The organism is Micromonospora phaseoli (assembly GCF_900109115.1).
Taxonomy (GTDB): domain Bacteria; phylum Actinomycetota; class Actinomycetes; order Mycobacteriales; family Micromonosporaceae; genus Micromonospora; species Micromonospora phaseoli.
In genome coordinates this window covers 842,570-858,187 of sequence record NZ_FNYV01000001.1, presented here as the reverse complement: position 1 = coordinate 858,187, position 15,618 = coordinate 842,570, and the positions used below count along the sequence as shown (strand labels likewise).

Sequence of the window (15,618 nt, the reverse complement as noted above, 5' to 3'; positions counted from 1 at the left end):
CTGGATCATGTCGGTCGTGTCCGCTCACGGACTCGGGCCGGACAGCGCCGGCCGGGCCGGCGTAGCCTGAACGCGCACCGCAACACCGGCGAGCACGGGACGGCGCGATGACCCTCGCGGACGGAATCGAGGACCTGGCCGGCGCGGCGGCGCGTGGCGACGCGGATGCTCTCGGTGCGTTGCTGGCGGCGATCCGCCCGGAGGTGCTGCGGCTGTGCGGCCGGCTGCTACCCAACCGGGAGGACGCGGAGGAGGCCTGCCAGGACGCGTTGCTCGCGGTCGCCCGGGGCATCCACCGGTTCCAGGGCCGCTCGTCGTTCCACACCTGGCTCTACCGGATCACCGCCAACCGGGCCCGATCGACGTACCGGGTGCTGCGGCGGCGGTGGCTGGTGGAGGCCGGCGGGGTGCCGCTGCCGGACCGGCCCGATCCGCGTCGTACCAGCGTGGTCGCCGGCACCCGGCTGGACCTGCTGGAGGCGCTCGACGCGATCCGTCCCGAGTTGGCCGAGGCGCTCGCCCTGCGCGACGTGCTCGACCTGGGCTACCGCGAGATCGCCGAACTGCTCGACCTGCCGGAGGGCACGGTGAAGTCCCGGATCCATGAGGCCCGCCGGCAGGTCCGGCACCGGCTAACCGGTGACGGCTGACCCGGTCGGCCGGCGCCGTCCGGCGACGCTGGCGCTGGCCGTCGTGCTCGTGGCGGGTGCCGCCGGTTGCGCCCAGGATCCCGTCGCGCCGCTGCCGGTACGCCCGCCCGCCCCCTCCACCGCGCCGCCGGTCCCGCCCTCCTCGGTCCCGCCCTCCTCGGTCCTGCCCTCCTCCGTGTCGCCCCCCTCGGCGACGGCCGAACCGAGCAGACCACCGCCCGCTCCGCCGCCGGCGCCTCGGACCCCGGCCACCCGCCGGAGCACCCCTACCCCCGTGCCCACCACCTCGTCCGAGGTCTGCCTCGGGGCGGTCCGGTACGAGTTGGTGTTGACCGACCCCGGCCCGATGCCGTCGTCGCTCTGCTTCGCCACCGGCGGGGTGCTGCGGATCCGGAACATCGGTCCGGGTGAGGTGACCGTCGACCGGGAGGAACTGGTGGACAGCCACTACGAGGCCGGCGTGGTCGATCTGCGGTTCGTCCGTACCGGCACGGTGGACGTGTTCATCCCACGTGAGCCGGACACCCATGTGATCACGGTGGTGGTGCGGTGACCGGCTATCCCACCCGCACCCCGTCGAGCAGCCGGTCGACGAACTCGTCGCCTGCCCCGCGTGGGGGCACGACCTGCGCGTAGAGCAGGCCGCCGGCGGCCAGGGCGGCGGCCTCGACCAGCACCGGGCGCCCCTGCGGGCAGTCGAAGCGGGCGATGACCCAGTCCAGGCCGCCCCGCCGCGCCCGCCGCACCGGTGCGGGAGTGCAGTCGGCGTGCGGCTGCTCGGCGACGAACCCCTCCGGGTCGATGTGGCGTGCGGTCGAGGCCGACAACCCGAGGAAGGCACCCGGCACACCCGGGTCGGTGGCCCACCGACGCGGCTCCGGCGAGATCACCAGAGCCGGTTCGAGCCGACCGGATGCGTCGTACCGCCCAGCCCAGCCGGTGCCGGCCGCCCGCCAACCGGCCGGCAGCACGACGCCGACCGGGCCGCTGGTCGCCGTACCGCTCGGCGTTGCCGTGTCCGCCGCCACGACGCCGGCCACCGCCACCAGGACCACCGTCAGCACGGCCACACGTAGCCACGGCCGACGCCGCCCAGCCGGCTGGGACCGCCCGGTACCCACCACCACCGAACCCCGGGCCTGCTCAGCTGCTCTCAACAGGGCCGTGCGGAAGGCGGCGGCGTCGGGGTAGCGGTCGTCTGGCCGGGTCGCGGTGGCCCGATGCAGCACCGCGGCCACGGTCGACGGGACGCCGGCCCGCAGCGCGGACGCCCTTCCTGCCCGGGAACCGCCAGCGGCCCGGCGTACGGAATCGGCGACCGGCTCCGCGAGCAGCCGCAGGCCGAGCCGGCCGAGTGCGTACACGTCGGCTCGCTCGGTCACGATCGCGAGTGGGTCGTCCTGCTCGGGCGCCATGTAGCCGGGGGTGCCGGCGCGCATGGTCAGCCCCGAGGCGACGGCGAGCGCCTTGGCCAGACCGAGGTCGGCGATGAGTACCCGCTCGCCGTCGGGAGTGGAGCGGAACAGGATGTTGCCGGGCGTCAGGTCACGGTGCACCACCCGGTGCCGGTGCAGCACGGCCACCCCGGCGGCGATCTCGGCAAGCAGGATCAGGGCAGCCCGCACCGGTAGCGGCCCGGCCGCCAACCGCTCCCGCAGGCTGCCCCCGTCGGCCCAGTCCAGCACCGTGTACGGCCGGCCGTCGGCCAACTCCCCCACCAGGCGTACCCGGACCAGCCGCTCGTCCTCCATCCGACGCAGCAGCCGGGCCTCGTCCAGGAAACGTTCCCGGACCCGTACGTCGTGGTGCCAGTTCTCCGCCAACACCTTGATCGCGACTCGGGTGTCCAGCACCTGGTCGTACGCCAGCCAGACGGTCGCGAACGACCCCACACCGAGCAATCGCTCCACCCGGTGCACCCCGATCCACTCCGGCCCACCCACCCGCCCCACCCCTCCCTCCCCGCCCCGTCCCCACCCCCCACCCCGCCACCCCTCCCTCCCTCCGCCACCCTCCCTCTCCCCCACCCCCACAGCAACCCCACCCCACCTCGTCGATCATGCAGTTTTGGTCCTTCCATAAAGGACATTTCTGCACAGTTCGGCGACCACAACTGCATGATCGACGCTGACAGGGAGTGGGGGTGGGGGCGGGGGTGGGGTGGGGAAGTGGTGAACCGGAGGGGTGGGTGCGGAGACGAATGGAGTAGGAACTCGATGCCGAGGAGGCGATTTCTGTGCACCGTCTCGCGTACGTCGCTGTCGCGACTGTCCTGGCCCTCGTTGAGGCCGCCCCGGCCAACGCTGCGCCCGTAGCGTTGCCGATCCCGTCGGTGGTGGTCGGACACCCGCCCGCCGGCACCGCCGACGTCAAAGCCGACGCCGTCGGCACCACCGGCGCCGCGCACCCTGGTCGGTTCGGTGGCCGATCGGCCGGCCCGGTCGGCGTGACATCGGCTGACACCCAGTTGTTGAGCGTGCTGGGTGCCGGTCCGTTCCGGATCGGTGCCCGCCTCGACCGGCTCACCGCGGCCGGACTGATCGACTGGTCCGTGGCAACCTGCGACGGGGTGGTCCGGACCGGCGTGACCGGCCCCTGGGCGGGCGTCATCCTGCTGGCCTTCCGGCACGGCCGGCTGGTCGAGGTCTCCACCGCCACCGCGCCGCCCTACTCCCCCGCCGGTGCGGGCGTCGGGATGAACTTCACCGAGTTGGAGACGATCTACGGACCGCGCGGCGAGTTGATCCGGAACGACACGGGCACCGCCAGCGGGTACCTGGTGCGGGTGGGACCGCGGGTGGAGCTGTTCACCGGGCACCCGATCCGGCCCGGGGTCGGTGCCTTCCAGGTCGGCACGGCGGCCTTCGTGGAACGCGGATTCCGCCACGGCGGCAGCTGCTGAACAGGAGCGCGGCCGGGTGAGCCACCGGCCGCGCCGAAACGACGACGCGGGGCGCCCGGAGAGCCGGACGCCCCGCCATCGGATCTGTCAGTGGGCGGTCGGCAGGGTCGCCTCCTGGCGGGCCCGCTCGTCGCCGCTGACGGTGTGCAGCGGCTTCTCCCGGATGAACAGCACCGCGACCAGAGCGAGGAAGGCGATCGGCGCGCCGATCAGGAACAGCTCAGAGGTTGCGGTGGCGTACGCGTCCTGCACGACGCGCAGCACCGGCTCGGGCAACGCGGCCAGGTCGGGTACCTCGGTGGTGCCGCCGCCGGTGGCTCCGGCGGCCGGCCCGAGCCGCTCGGTCATCAGGCTGGTCACCCGGTTGGCCAGCACCGCGCCCAGGACGCTCACCCCGACCGCGCCACCCATGCTGCGGAAGAAGGTCAGCACGGAGGTGGCGGCCCCCAACTCGTGGGCGGGCACGTCGTTCTGCGCCGCCAGCACCAGGTTCTGCATGAGCATGCCGACGCCGGTGCCGAGCACCGCCATGTAGGTGAAGAGCAGCGGCAGCGGGGTGCCGGCGTCGATGGTCGCCAGCAGCAGCATGCCGACGGTCATCACGGCGGCCCCGGCCACCAGGTACACCTTCCAGCGGCCGTACTTCGTGATGAGCTGCCCGGCGACCGTGGAGGAGACCAGCAGGCCGAGGATCATCGGCAGGCTCATCAGGCCGGCGACGGTCGGCGACTTGCCCAGCGAGGTCTGGAAGTACTGGGACAGGAACACCGTGCCGCCGAACAGGGCGACGCCCACCAGCATGCTGGCCACGGTGGTCAACGCCACGGTACGGCTGCGGAAGATCTGCAGCGGGATGATCGGCTCGGGCACCCGCGCCTCGACCCAGACGGCCGCCACCAGCAGCGCCAGTCCGCCGACGACCATCAGCACGGTCCAGCCGGAGGCCCAGGCGAACCGGTGACCGGCCAGCGACGACCAGACCAGCAGGGTGGAGACCCCGGCGGTGATCAGCGCCGCGCCGAGCCAGTCGATGCGTACCCTGCGGCGGATGACCGGCAGGTGCAGGGTGCGCTGGAGCAGCACGATGGACAGGATGCTGAACGGCACCCCGATCAGGAAGCACCAGCGCCAGCCCAACCAGGAGGTGTCGACCAGGACACCGCCGATGAGCGGACCGGCGATGGTGCCGACCCCGAAGACGGCGCCGAAGATGCCGGCGTAGCGGCCCAGCTCTCGCGGCGGGATCATCGCCGCCATCACGATCATCGCCAGGGCGGTCATGCCGCCGGCGCCGATGCCCTGCACCACCCGGCTGACCAGCAGCACCTCGACGTTCGGGGTGAGGCCGGCGATCAGCGAGCCGATCACGAACAGGCCGAGGGAGAGCTGGATCAGCAGCTTCTTGCTGTAGAGGTCGGCCATCTTGCCCCACAGCGGCACGGTGGCGGTCATCGCCAGCAGTTCGGTGGTGACGATCCAGGTGTAGACGGTCTGGCTGCCGTTGAGGTCGGCGATGATGCGGGGCAGCGCGTTCGCCACCACCGTCGAGGCGAGAATCGCCACGAACATGCCCACCATCAGCCCCGACAGGGCTTGGAGGATCTCCCGGCGGGACATCCGGTCGGTCGCCGCCGCGGGCGGGTCGAGCGGCTCGGTCGAAGTGGTCATGAAACGCTTCCTCACGCGTGGTGCTGCCCTCGGCGCGGTCGCGCCAGGGTGGGTGGTCAGCTCGTGCGGGGGTCGGGCAGGCCGGCGGCGACGGCGGCGAACGCCTCGTCGAGCAGCGCGGCCAGGGAGCCGGCGCCGTCGCAGGTCGCCCACCGGATCATCGAGGTACGCAGGGCTGCGCCGGCGACCGCCACGACGAGAGCGGGGTACGCGTCGTCGGGTGGCAGCCCGGTACGCGCGGCGACGGCGGAGACCAGGGCCTGTTCGGTGACCGCGTTGCCGGAGACCAGCCGAGCCAGCAGCACGGGGTGCTGCACCACCACCCGCATCCGCAGCAGCCACAGCTCGGCGTCGCCCTGCACCTCGTCGACGACCTCGGTGAAGGCACGCCGGAGCGCCTCCAGCGCGGGTTGTTCCGGGGGTACGGCGGCGAGGGCCCGCAGCGCTCTGTCCCGGTCGGCCTCGGGGTCGCCGACCAGGGCGTCGTCCTTGGTCGGGAAGTAGTTGAAGAACGTGCGCGCGGAGACGTCGGCCGCTTCGCTGATCTCCTCGACGGTCACCTGGTCGAGTCCGCGTTCGGCGACCAGTCGCAGGGCGGCGGTGGCGAGCGCGGCGCGGGTCTGCCGCTTCTTGCGGTCCCGCCGGCCCAGCGGTGTCGGATCGTCCCTGGTCACGGCAGAACTGTAGAGCTAAAGATGCAGCCTCTGCAAAGTTTTATTTTGTGACACGAAACGCTCCGGTCGACACGACGTCGGGCAATGAACACTATTGGGCTGTGGACAATGGTGTGTGATACACACTATGGTGTGAAGCATGGTCAGCGACGACGTCCTACGGACACACCTCCAGGAGCTACGCCGGGGCACGGTGGTGATGGCCAGCCTGGTCGCCCTGCGCCAACCCGGCTACGGCTACGCGCTGCTGCAACGGCTCAGCGGACACGGCTTCCCGGTCGACGCCAACACCCTCTATCCCCTGCTGCGCCGGCTTGAGGAGCAGGGGCTCCTGACCAGCGAGTGGAACACCGAGGAGAGCCGGCCCCGCAAGTTCTACCGCACCAGCGACGCCGGCGAGCAGGTGCTGCGCCGGCTGCTCGACGACCTGGCCACGGTGCAGCACTCCCTGGCCACCATGATCGAAGGAGACCCCCAGTGACCTCTCTGACCGACCGCTACCTCGCCGCGACGCTGCGCTCCGTGCCGACCGGGCGGCGCGAGGAGATCGCCACCGAGCTGCGTGCCTCGATCGAGGACATGGTCGACGGCCGGACCGCCGAGGGGATCGACGCCGCGACGGCCGAACGTGCGGTGCTCACCGAGCTGGGCAACCCTGCGAAGTTGGCGGCCCGATACACCGACCGGCGGCTCCAGCTCATCGGCCCGCAGTACTACCTGGCCTGGCAACGGCTGCTGATCGTGCTGCTCAGCACCGTCCCGGCAATCGTCGGGGTGCTGGTGGCCGTGATTCAGGCCACCGTGGTCGACAACCCGGCCGGCGCCATCGGCGACGGTGTCGTCGCGACGTTCAACGTCGCGGTGCAGATCGGCTTCTGGGTGACGTTCGTCTTCGCGGTGATGGAACGGCTGGGCACCCCGCTGAACCTGCCGGAGTGGAGCGTCGACCAACTTCCCGAAGGGCCCGTCGAGCGGGATGTCAGCCTCACCGACGTGTGCGCCTCGATCGTCTTCCTGGGCCTGTTCATCGTCTTCCTGCCGTGGCAGCAGTTCCAGTCCGTGGTCGGGCCGGATGGTGGGCGTCTGCCGATCCTCGACCCGGCGCTCTGGACCTTCTGGCTGCCGCTGCTGCTCGTCGTCCTGGTCGCCAGCATCGGGCTGGAGATCGCCAAGTACCGCGCCCGGCGGTGGACCTGGTGGCTGGTCGGCGTCAACGCCGTACTCAACCTGGCGTACGCGGTGCCGGTGGTCTGGCTGCTGATCAACGACCGGCTGCTCAACCCGGAGTTCGTCGGCCAGTTCGCCTGGCTGCGCGAGGGCGGCCTCGACACGATCACCCGGATCAGCGTCGTGGTGATCGTCGCCATCGCGATCTGGGACGTCGTCGACAGCGCGGTCAAGGCGCACCGGGCCGCTCGCTGAGCCTCGCAGATGGCGTGGGCGGGACGCACCGGCGTCCCGCCCGCGACGTCTGTCCATGCCCTTCGACGGCGGTCCACCACCGAGCAGCGGTAGCCCTGGACCAGCGAACGTACGATGATCAGTGGCAGAACCGACGCGTACCGAGGGAGCGCCCGTGGAACTGATCATCGGATTGGCATGTCTGGCGTTGATCGTCGTGGCGGTGCTCGGCTTCGGCGTCTCGATCTACAACGGGCTGGTCCGGGCCCGCAACGCCTTCCGCAACGCCTTCGCCCAGATCGACGTGCAGCTCGTCCGGCGGCACGACCTCATCCCCAACCTGGTCGAGACCGCCAAGGGCTACCTCAAGCACGAGCGGGAGACGCTGGAGGCGGTGATCAACGCCCGCAACGCCGCCGTCAACGCGCAGGCCACCGCCGCGGCGACTCCCGGCGACCCGGCCGCGATGCAGCAGCTCAGCGGCGCGGAGAACATGCTCACCGCCAGCCTGGGCCGGCTCTTCGCACTCTCCGAGGCGTACCCGGACCTCAAGGCCAACCAGAACATGATGCAGCTGTCGGAGGAGCTGACCTCGACGGAGAACCGGGTCGCCTTCGCCCGGCAGGCGTACAACGACGCGGTGATGGCCTACAACAACAAGCGCGAGGTGTTCCCGTCCAGCGCGGTGGCGAAGATGTTCTCCTTCGGGCCGGCGGAGCTGTTCCAGCCGGACGACCCGCAGCAGCGTCAGGCCCCGCAGGTCTCGTTCTGATCGGGTACCGATGAACTTCTTCGAACGCCAGCGCCAGGTGCGCCGGCTGTCGACCCGGCTGGTGCTGCTGTTCGTGCTGGCCGTGGTCGGCATCGTGGTGGTGGTGAACCTCGCGGCGGTGTTCGCGTTCAACGCCACCTCCGCCGATCCCGGACAACTCGCCGGGTTCGTCGTCATGGTCACCATCGCCACGGTCGCCGCGATCGGGCTGGCCGCCCTGGTGCGTACGCTCGCGTTGCGCGGCGGCGGTGGGAAGGTGGCCCGCGAGCTGGGCGGGGTGCCGGTGCCGACAGACACCACCGACCCAGAGCTGCGCCGGTTGCGCAACGTCGTCGAGGAGATGGCGCTGGCCTCCGGCGTACCCGTCCCGGAGGTCTACATCCTGCCGGAGGAGACGGCGATCAACGCCTTCGCCGCCGGTTGGAGCACGTCGGACGCCGCCGTCGCGGTCACCCGGGGCGCGTTGCAGCGGCTCAACCGCGACGAACTCCAGGGGGTCATCGCCCACGAGTTCAGCCACGTCGTCAACGGCGACATGCGGCTCAACATCCGACTGATGGGCCTGCTGTTCGGCATCCTGTTCCTGACCGTGATCGGCCGAGGGCTGGCCCGTGCCGGCGTCATCGGCGGCGGCCGGTCGCGCGACAACAGCAGCAGCGCCGCCCCGCTGGCGTTGGTGGGCCTGGCCCTGCTGGTGGCCGGTTACGTGGGCGTCCTCGCCGGGCGGCTCATCCAGGCGTCGGTGTCCCGGCAGCGGGAGTACCTCGCTGACGCCTCGGCCGTGCAGTACACCCGCCAGACCAGCGGCATCGCCGGGGCGCTGAAGAAGATCGGCGGCCTGACCGACGGGTCCGAGCTGAAGTCGCCGAAGCGCGACGAGGTGGGGCACATGCTCTTCGGCGAGGCGGCCCGGACGTCGTGGTTCGCCACCCACCCCCCGCTGACCGACCGGATCCGGGCGCTGGAGCCGTCCTTCGACCCAGCCGAGCTGCGGCAACTGGCCCAGCGTTGGTCGGCCGCACCGCCCTCGGGTAGGCAGGAGGACGTCGCGCTCGGCCTGGCACCGGCCGGGCCGGCGGCCGGTCAGGATCGCGGGGCCGCGCCGCAGTTGCCGGTGGAGGGCACCCGGGTACGCGTCGCGCCGACCGAGGTGCTGGGTCGGGTGGCCGCACCGACCGAGACCGCGTACACCCACGCGGCGGCCATCATCGACCGGATCCCGGACCCGCTGCTCGACCGGGCCCGCCGCCGGGACTCGGCCGGGCCGCTCCTGCTCGGCCTGCTGCTCAGCGCCGAACCACCGGTCCGCCAGCAGCAGTACGCCGCCCTGACGGAGCGGCACGGCCGGGAGCTGGCCGACGCCGCCGTACGGGAGGCGGAGACGCTGGCCGGGCTGCACCCGATGCTCCGGCTGCCGCTGGCCGAACTGGCCTTCCCGGCCCTGCGCGACCGCCCGGACGCGGAGGTGGAGTCGCTGCTCGCGGCCGTCTTCACGCTGATCCACGCCGACGGCGCGATCAACGTCTCCGAGTACTGCCTGTCCCGGCTGCTGCTGGCCGAGCTGGAGGAGTCACTGCGGCCGGACTCCCGCTGGCGACCCGACCGGCGCACCCTCACCGACTCCCGCTCGGCCGCGGCCCACCTGCTGGCCATCCTCGCCCAGGTCGGGCACGCCGAACGGTCCGCCGCCGAACAGGCCTTCCAGGCCGGAGTCGCCACGCTGCTGCCCGGCACGAACCTGCCCTACGCGCCCCCGGAGAACGGCGTGCTGGCCCTGGAGACCGCCTGGCCGGTGCTGGACGGGCTGCGCCCCGCCGACAAGGAGCGGCTGGTGGCGGCCACCGTCGCGGTGATCAGCCACGACGGGATGATGACCGTGCCCGAGATCGAGCTGCTGCGTACCATCTGCGGTCTGCTGCACTGCCCGCTGCCGCCGATGGCCGGCGGCGGCACCGGCTGACCACCCGTTCACTGGTGGTAACGACAAGGGGCCCGATGACCTGATCCACCGTGCTCTTTGCCCTGCTTCAACCCACGCGATAGCCGCTGAGCCGGGTGTTGCATCGGCCAGCGACAGAGCATGGGCCGCCCTGGATGTCGGTGGGGCGTCGGTGCCGATTTAGGGGGTGACATGCTCGGCAGCGTGAGCATCGAGACGTCTGACGCGTGGCAGCGGCCGGGCCCCACTGCCGAACAGCGGCGCCTGGACCTCTACGCCGGGCTGGCGGCGACGGCACTGGCGCTGTTCAGCCTGACGCTGGCCCGCAGCACTGGGGCGTTCGTCCTGGGACCGCCGCCGTCCGGCCTGGAACAGGTCCTCTGGACCGTCGCGGTACCGCTGCCGTTGATCTGGCGGCGACGCTTCCCCGCCGCCGCCACGCTGGCCGTGTCGGCCGCGTTCGTCGTGTCGCAGGTCCGCGCCGTACCCGAGTGGCAGCTCTCCTCCTGGGCGCTGTTCGCGGCCGTATTCACGCTGGGCGCCTGGGGCCGGGACCGACGGATGTCCCGCCGGCTACGGGTCGGCGTGATCGCCGTGATGTTCATCTGGCTCGGGGTCTACTACATGCTCAGTTACGGCAAAATCACCGGGAATGCGTTCGCTGACGCGGTCGGGCCGGTGCCGCCCGTGCTGGCCCTGATCGTCAACGGCGTGCTGGTCAACGGGCTGTTCTTCGGCTTCGCGTACTTCTTCGGCGAGACGGCGTGGCTCGCCGCCCGCCGGCAGCACGAGGTGGCGCAGCAGGCCGAGCGGCTGCGCCGGTCGCAGGCCGAGGCCCGGGAGCACGCCGTGGTCGGCGAGCGGGTGCGGATCGCCCGTGAGCTGCACGACGTGGTCGCCCACCACGTGTCGGTGATGGGGGTGCAGGCCTCGGCCTGCCGCCGGGTCCTGGACAAGGACCCGGCCAAGGCCCGGCTGGCGTTGGCCTCGATCGAGGAGTCCGCCCGCACGGCCGTGGACGAGCTGCGCCGGATGCTCGGCGTGCTACGCGCCCGTGACGGCGCCCCGGATCGCGCCGCGCAGTCCGCCGGGATAGACCAGATCGACGCCGTGGTGGACCGGGCCCGCGAGGCCGGGCTGCGTGCCACCCTGGGGGTGTACGGCGAGCCGATGCCGCTGCCCGAGTCGGTCTCCCAGGCCGCGTACCGGGTGGCGCAGGAGGCCGTGACCAACGTGTTGAAGCACGCCACCGGGGCGAGCCTGCTCGACGTTCGGGTCCGCTACCTGGCGCAGGAGGTCGAGATCGAGGTGACCGACGACGGCCGGGCCACCCGCCCGACCAACACCGACGGACTGGGGCTGGTCGGCATGCGGGAACGGGTCGCGACGCACGGCGGCGCGCTGGAGGTCGGTCCGCGTACCGGTGGCGGCTGGCGGGTCCGGGTACGTCTCCCGTTGCCGGTGGCGGCGGGACGTCTGGCATGAGCGGGCCGGCACGGCCGATCCGGGTGCTGCTCGCCGACGACCATCACCTGGTACGCACCGGCTTCCGGGTGATCCTCGAGGTCGAGGACGACATCGAGGTGGTCGGGGAGGCCGCGGACGGTGAGCGGGCGGTCGGCATGGCTCGGGCGCTACGTCCGGACGTGGTGCTGATGGACGTGGAGATGCCCGGCGTCGACGGTCTGGCGGCGACCCGGCGGATCAGCGCCGACGCGGACGAGCCGGGCGGGCCGGCCGTACTGATCCTCACCACCTTCGACCGGGACGACTACCTGTTCGCCGCGCTGCGCGCCGGGGCCAGCGGCTTCCTGCTCAAGAACGGCACCCCGGAGACGCTGATCGAGGCGATCCGGGTGGTGGCCCGGGGCGACGGCCTGCTCGCCCCGGAACTCACCCGGCGGGTGATCGCCACCTTCGCCCGGCCGGGTGCCGCGACCGGTGGCCTCGCGCCGGAGGCGGCGCTGCGCGATCTCACGCCCCGGGAGCGGGAGGTCCTGGTCCTGATCGCCGGGGGTGCCAGCAACGCCGAGATCGCCGCGGCGCTGCACCTGGGCGAGGCGACGGTCAAGTCGCACGTCAGCCGGGTGCTGGCCAAGCTGGGGCTGCGCGACCGGGTGCAGGCGGTGGTCTTCGCGTACGAGCATGGGGTGGTCCGGCCCAGCGGGTGAGCGCCTCCCCCGCGAGGCGGAGCCCGGATTTCCGTCGCCGGGCGGAGGCCAACCAAAGATCAACGATCTAGCGTGTAGGTCGTGACCACCGTCCTCCGCCTCGACGGCGTCGACCGCAGCTTCGGCGACCGTCAGGTGCTCAAGAACGTGTCCTTCGACGTGGCGGCCGGCCGGATGACCGGCTTTGTCGGCGGTAACGGCGCCGGCAAGACCACCACCATGCGCATTATCCTCGGCGTGCTCGCCGCGGACGCCGGCCAGGTGACGTGGCAGGGTCAGCCGCTGAGCCGGGAGGTCCGGCGGCGCTTCGGTTACATGCCCGAGGAGCGCGGCCTCTATCCGAAGATGAGCGTCCGCGAGCAGGTGACCTACCTGGGCCGGCTGCACGGGCTGAGCGCGGAGGCCGCCCGGCGCGGCACCGACGCGTTGCTGGAGCGGGTCGGTCTCGCCGAACGGGGCGACGACCTGCTGGAGACGCTGTCGCTGGGCAACCAGCAGCGCGCCCAGATCGCCGCCGCCCTGGTGCACGAGCCGGAGGTGCTGGTGCTCGACGAGCCCTTCTCCGGCCTGGACCCGCTGGCCGTCGACACGGTTGTCGCCGTGCTTCGCGAGCGGGCCACCGCCGGCGCTCCGGTGCTCTTCTCCAGTCACCAGCTCGACGTCGTCGAGCGGCTCTGCGACGACCTGGTGATCATCACGGACGGTGCGATCCGGGCCGCCGGCAGCCGGGAGCAGCTGCGCTCGGCGTACACCATGCCCCGGTTCGAGCTGGTGGTGGAGAGCGACGCGGGCTGGCTACGGGACCAGCCCGGGGTGACCCTGGTGGACCTCGACGGCGCCCGCGCCGTCTTCGACCTCGCCCCCGGCGCCGACGAGCAGCCCGTGCTGCGTGCGGCGCTGGAGCGCGGCCCGGTCCGCGCGTTCCGCCCGGTCAGCCCCTCCCTCGCCGAGATCTTCCGAGAGGTCAACCAGTGAACACCTTCGAGGCCACCCGCCTGGTCGCCGCCCGGGAGATCCGGGTCAAGCTGCGTGACCGTACCTTCCTGATCAGCACGCTGTTCTTCCTGCTGATCGCCGCGGCGGCGACCATCCTGCCGCCGATGCTCTCCGGCGGGCCGTCCACCGTGGCGGTGACCGAGGCGGCGGCCGGCCCGCTGCGCGCGGCGGGGCTGGAGGTGCTCGCGGTACCCGACGACACGGCCGCCGAGCAGGCGGTCCGCGACGGCGACGCGGACGCGGCGGTCGTCGCCGGTCCGGCGGTGCTCGCCATGAACGACGCCCCCGGCGACGTGGTCTCCGCGTTGAGCAGCGAACCCCCGGTCCGACTGCTGAATCCCGACGCGGTGGACCCGGTGGTGGCCTTCCTGGTGCCGTTCGCCTTCGCCTTCATCTTCTTCATCACCTCGCAGACCTTCGGCGTGCAGATCGCGCAGAGCATCATCGAGGAGAAGCAGACCCGGATCGTGGAGATCCTGGTCGCCGCGGTGCCGGTGCGTGCGTTGCTGGCCGGCAAGATGCTCGCCGGCACCATCCTGGCGCTCGGCCAGATCGGACTGGTCGCCCTGGTCGCGGTGGCCGGCATGGCGTTCGGCGACAGCGGCGGGCTGCTGTCGTTGCTCGGGCCGGCGATCGGCTGGTTCCTGCCGTTCTTCCTGCTCGGCTTCGTGCTGATCGCGTCCATGTGGGCGGCGGCCGGCGCCCTGGTCAACCGGTTGGAGGACATCGGCGGTGTGTCGATGCCGGTGCAGCTCGCGGTGATGCTGCCGTTCTTCGCGGTGATCTTCCTGAACGACAACGCCACCGCCATGCGGGTGCTGTCCTACCTGCCGTTCTCGTCGCCGACGGCGATGCCGCTGCGGCTGTTCACCGGGGACGCGGCCGGCTGGGAGCCGCTGCTGTCACTGGTGCTGCTCCTGGTGGCCGCCGCCGGCTTCCTGATCGCCGGGGCCCGGGTGTACGAGGGGTCGCTGCTGCGGACCAACGGCCGCACCTCGATCAGCACCGCCTGGCGGGAGCGCGAGACGCTGGGCTGAGTCGAGTCCCCCTGATCGTCTGCAGTTCGGTGACTCCCGCCTCGGCGTGTCGGGTCACTGAACTGCAGACGATCAATGGTGTGTCGGGACGGCGTGCCAGCCGGCGGGCAGACTCGGGACCGGCCAGGCGGGGTCGGGTCGCCAGGACGACCAGGACTCGTCCCACCAGCGTTGGCCCGCGTCGAGCAGCGCGGCGATCCGGTCGCCCTCGGCACGGATCGCCTCGCCCATCCCCGGGTAGCGCCCCTCCACCAGTCGCTGGGCGAAGATCTCCACGTCCTTGAAGACGTACCGGTCGGCGTCCGCCGCCCACCACAGGTCAAGCTCGTGGTCGAGCGTGTCCACCCCGATCGGGGTACGCCGCAACGGGTCCTGGAGGTTGAAGTACCAGCCGGCGAAGGCCCGATCCGGGCCGGACCAGAAAACGTCGACGGAGTGCGCCTCGCCGGGGCGCTGGAGCATCAGCTTGCCGTGACCGGTCCACGCGGTGTGGCCCGCCACCTGCCAGGGATGCCGGCCGCAGGGGAACCTGCCATGCTCGGGAAAGCCGAACTCGGCGCCCGGCGGCAGGTACAGCACCAGCAGGTCGGGCGAATCCTGGACGCAGATCGTCGGGCAGGCGAACCACACCTCGCCGTGCAGGATCTCCCGCCGGACCACCACGTCACCCGGGGCGAACCGGCCAGCTGTGGTCACGCTCGCGGGTGCCTCTCTACTTCCTGCCGACAAGCTTCTGGGTGATCGGCCGCCCGGCCTCGCTGGCGAGCCGCAGGATCAGTGCGCCAACCTGATCCTGCTCTCCGTCCTTGAGCCCGACGTCAGTCGAATTGACCCGCATCGGCGCCTGGCCGGTCGGCTTCACCAGGTACGCCGCGGTCTTGCCGGCGAACAGGGTGCCAGCGCCGAAGACCTGCACCTCCACCTCGGTCACCTCGGCCCAGGTGGTGGCCCGGGCATTGCCGTTGCGGACGTACACCATGCCGCCAGGGTAGAGGTAGCCGGCCTCGAAGCCCCTGACCAACACCACGACGAACCAGCCGACAGCGCAGATCCCGAGGGCCAGTGGCGGGATCGCCACCCAGACGAGCGGTCGCCAGGAGGCCGCGAATGCGAAGAGGGCGACCGACACAAGGATCGCCACCGCGCCGACGGCAACGATCGTGAGGGCGGACCTGATGGGGTTGCCGCTGCTGCGCTTGTCGATCAGCGTACCCAGCCCGCGTTCCGCCGCCAGGCTGGCCACCTTCTCCGGTACGTCCTGCCGGTTGTCGACACTGCTCATGCCCGCCCCGTTCCCATCGGCTCGAAAATCAGCGGCGAGCATATCCACAGTGGGCAGTTGCGGCTGCCCCGTGTTCCGCGGCGGCGGGAGCCGACGAGTGGGCGGCTGACGCGCGGTGCATCGGCA

General features: G+C 71.9%; 17 protein-coding genes. 11 read left to right on the top strand and 6 right to left on the bottom strand.

The genetic code is table 11. The features are described from left to right. Positions 1-107: 107 nt before the first annotated feature. On the top strand, positions 108-650 hold the full coding sequence (locus tag BMY89_RS03985; RefSeq protein WP_092374855.1) for an RNA polymerase sigma factor: 543 nt from the start codon (positions 108-110) through the stop codon (positions 648-650). On the opposite strand, the gene BMY89_RS30795 is transcribed toward BMY89_RS03985, so the two are convergent. Beyond that, positions 633-932, bottom strand: coding sequence for a hypothetical protein (locus tag BMY89_RS30795; RefSeq protein WP_232521038.1), 300 nt, complete (start codon positions 930-932; stop codon positions 633-635). The genes BMY89_RS03985 and BMY89_RS30795 overlap by 18 nt on opposite strands. On the opposite strand from BMY89_RS30795, the gene BMY89_RS30790 reads away from it, so the two are divergent. After that, positions 925-1,203, top strand: a complete 279-nt coding sequence (locus BMY89_RS30790) for a hypothetical protein (RefSeq protein WP_232521037.1) — start codon at positions 925-927, stop codon at positions 1,201-1,203. The two genes, BMY89_RS30795 and BMY89_RS30790, sit on opposite strands and share 8 nt — an antisense overlap. A 4-nt stretch (positions 1,204-1,207) precedes the next feature. On the opposite strand, the gene BMY89_RS03975 is transcribed toward BMY89_RS30790, so the two are convergent. Beyond that, positions 1,208-2,593: a serine/threonine-protein kinase gene (locus tag BMY89_RS03975; RefSeq protein WP_092374853.1), complete on the bottom strand. Its 1,386-nt coding sequence runs from the start codon at positions 2,591-2,593 to the stop codon at positions 1,208-1,210. Between the two features lie 293 nt (positions 2,594-2,886). Between BMY89_RS03975 and BMY89_RS03970 the strand changes: the two genes are divergently transcribed. After that, the gene (locus tag BMY89_RS03970) at positions 2,887-3,552 is read left to right on the top strand and encodes a hypothetical protein (RefSeq protein WP_092374851.1); all 666 of its coding nucleotides are present in this window, start codon (positions 2,887-2,889) and stop codon (positions 3,550-3,552) included. An 87-nt stretch (positions 3,553-3,639) separates the two neighbouring features. Here the strand turns inward: BMY89_RS03970 and BMY89_RS03965 are convergent, their stop codons facing one another. After that, entirely contained in the window at positions 3,640-5,220 is a 1,581-nt protein-coding gene (locus BMY89_RS03965) for an MDR family MFS transporter (RefSeq protein ID WP_092374849.1), read from the bottom strand. Positions 5,221-5,276: 56 nt separating this feature from the next. Next, complete coding sequence (locus tag BMY89_RS03960) at positions 5,277-5,894, bottom strand: acyl-CoA-like ligand-binding transcription factor (RefSeq protein WP_092374847.1); 618 nt, start codon at positions 5,892-5,894, stop codon at positions 5,277-5,279. A 139-nt stretch (positions 5,895-6,033) separates the two neighbouring features. On the opposite strand from BMY89_RS03960, the gene BMY89_RS03955 reads away from it, so the two are divergent. The 8 genes from BMY89_RS03955 to BMY89_RS03920 all read left to right on the top strand — a co-directional run bounded on the left by BMY89_RS03955 (position 6,034) and on the right by BMY89_RS03920 (position 14,210). Then, the gene (locus tag BMY89_RS03955; RefSeq protein ID WP_092374845.1) at positions 6,034-6,375 is read left to right on the top strand and encodes a PadR family transcriptional regulator; all 342 of its coding nucleotides are present in this window, start codon (positions 6,034-6,036) and stop codon (positions 6,373-6,375) included. Continuing rightward, on the top strand, positions 6,372-7,316 hold the full coding sequence (locus tag BMY89_RS03950; RefSeq protein WP_092374842.1) for a permease prefix domain 1-containing protein: 945 nt from the start codon (positions 6,372-6,374) through the stop codon (positions 7,314-7,316). Before BMY89_RS03955 ends, BMY89_RS03950 begins: the two co-directional genes overlap by 4 nt. 154 nt (positions 7,317-7,470) lie before the next feature. Next, positions 7,471-8,067 carry a LemA family protein gene (locus BMY89_RS03945; RefSeq protein WP_198413952.1) on the top strand — a complete coding sequence of 199 codons (597 nt, stop codon included), beginning with the start codon at positions 7,471-7,473 and terminating at the stop codon, positions 8,065-8,067. 10 nt (positions 8,068-8,077) lie between these two features. Beyond that, complete coding sequence (locus BMY89_RS03940) at positions 8,078-10,027, top strand: M48 family metallopeptidase (RefSeq protein WP_092374839.1); 1,950 nt, start codon at positions 8,078-8,080, stop codon at positions 10,025-10,027. A gap of 183 nt (positions 10,028-10,210) precedes the next feature. Next, positions 10,211-11,491, top strand: a complete 1,281-nt coding sequence (locus tag BMY89_RS03935; protein WP_232521036.1) for a sensor histidine kinase — start codon at positions 10,211-10,213, stop codon at positions 11,489-11,491. Then, positions 11,488-12,177 carry a response regulator gene (locus tag BMY89_RS03930; protein WP_092374834.1) on the top strand — a complete coding sequence of 230 codons (690 nt, stop codon included), beginning with the start codon at positions 11,488-11,490 and terminating at the stop codon, positions 12,175-12,177. Before BMY89_RS03935 ends, BMY89_RS03930 begins: the two co-directional genes overlap by 4 nt. 81 nt (positions 12,178-12,258) lie before the next feature. Beyond that, positions 12,259-13,152, top strand: a complete 894-nt coding sequence (locus BMY89_RS03925; RefSeq protein ID WP_092374831.1) for an ABC transporter ATP-binding protein — start codon at positions 12,259-12,261, stop codon at positions 13,150-13,152. Further along, positions 13,149-14,210 carry an ABC transporter permease gene (locus tag BMY89_RS03920; RefSeq protein WP_092374828.1) on the top strand — a complete coding sequence of 354 codons (1,062 nt, stop codon included), beginning with the start codon at positions 13,149-13,151 and terminating at the stop codon, positions 14,208-14,210. Before BMY89_RS03925 ends, BMY89_RS03920 begins: the two co-directional genes overlap by 4 nt. A gap of 72 nt (positions 14,211-14,282) precedes the next feature. Here the strand turns inward: BMY89_RS03920 and BMY89_RS03915 are convergent, their stop codons facing one another. Beyond that, entirely contained in the window at positions 14,283-14,906 is a 624-nt protein-coding gene (locus tag BMY89_RS03915) for a ribonuclease FAU-1 family protein (protein ID WP_232521035.1), read from the bottom strand. Between the two features lie 16 nt (positions 14,907-14,922). Further along, on the bottom strand, positions 14,923-15,492 hold the full coding sequence (locus BMY89_RS03910; protein ID WP_092374826.1) for a hypothetical protein: 570 nt from the start codon (positions 15,490-15,492) through the stop codon (positions 14,923-14,925). Positions 15,493-15,618: the final 126 nt, after the last annotated feature.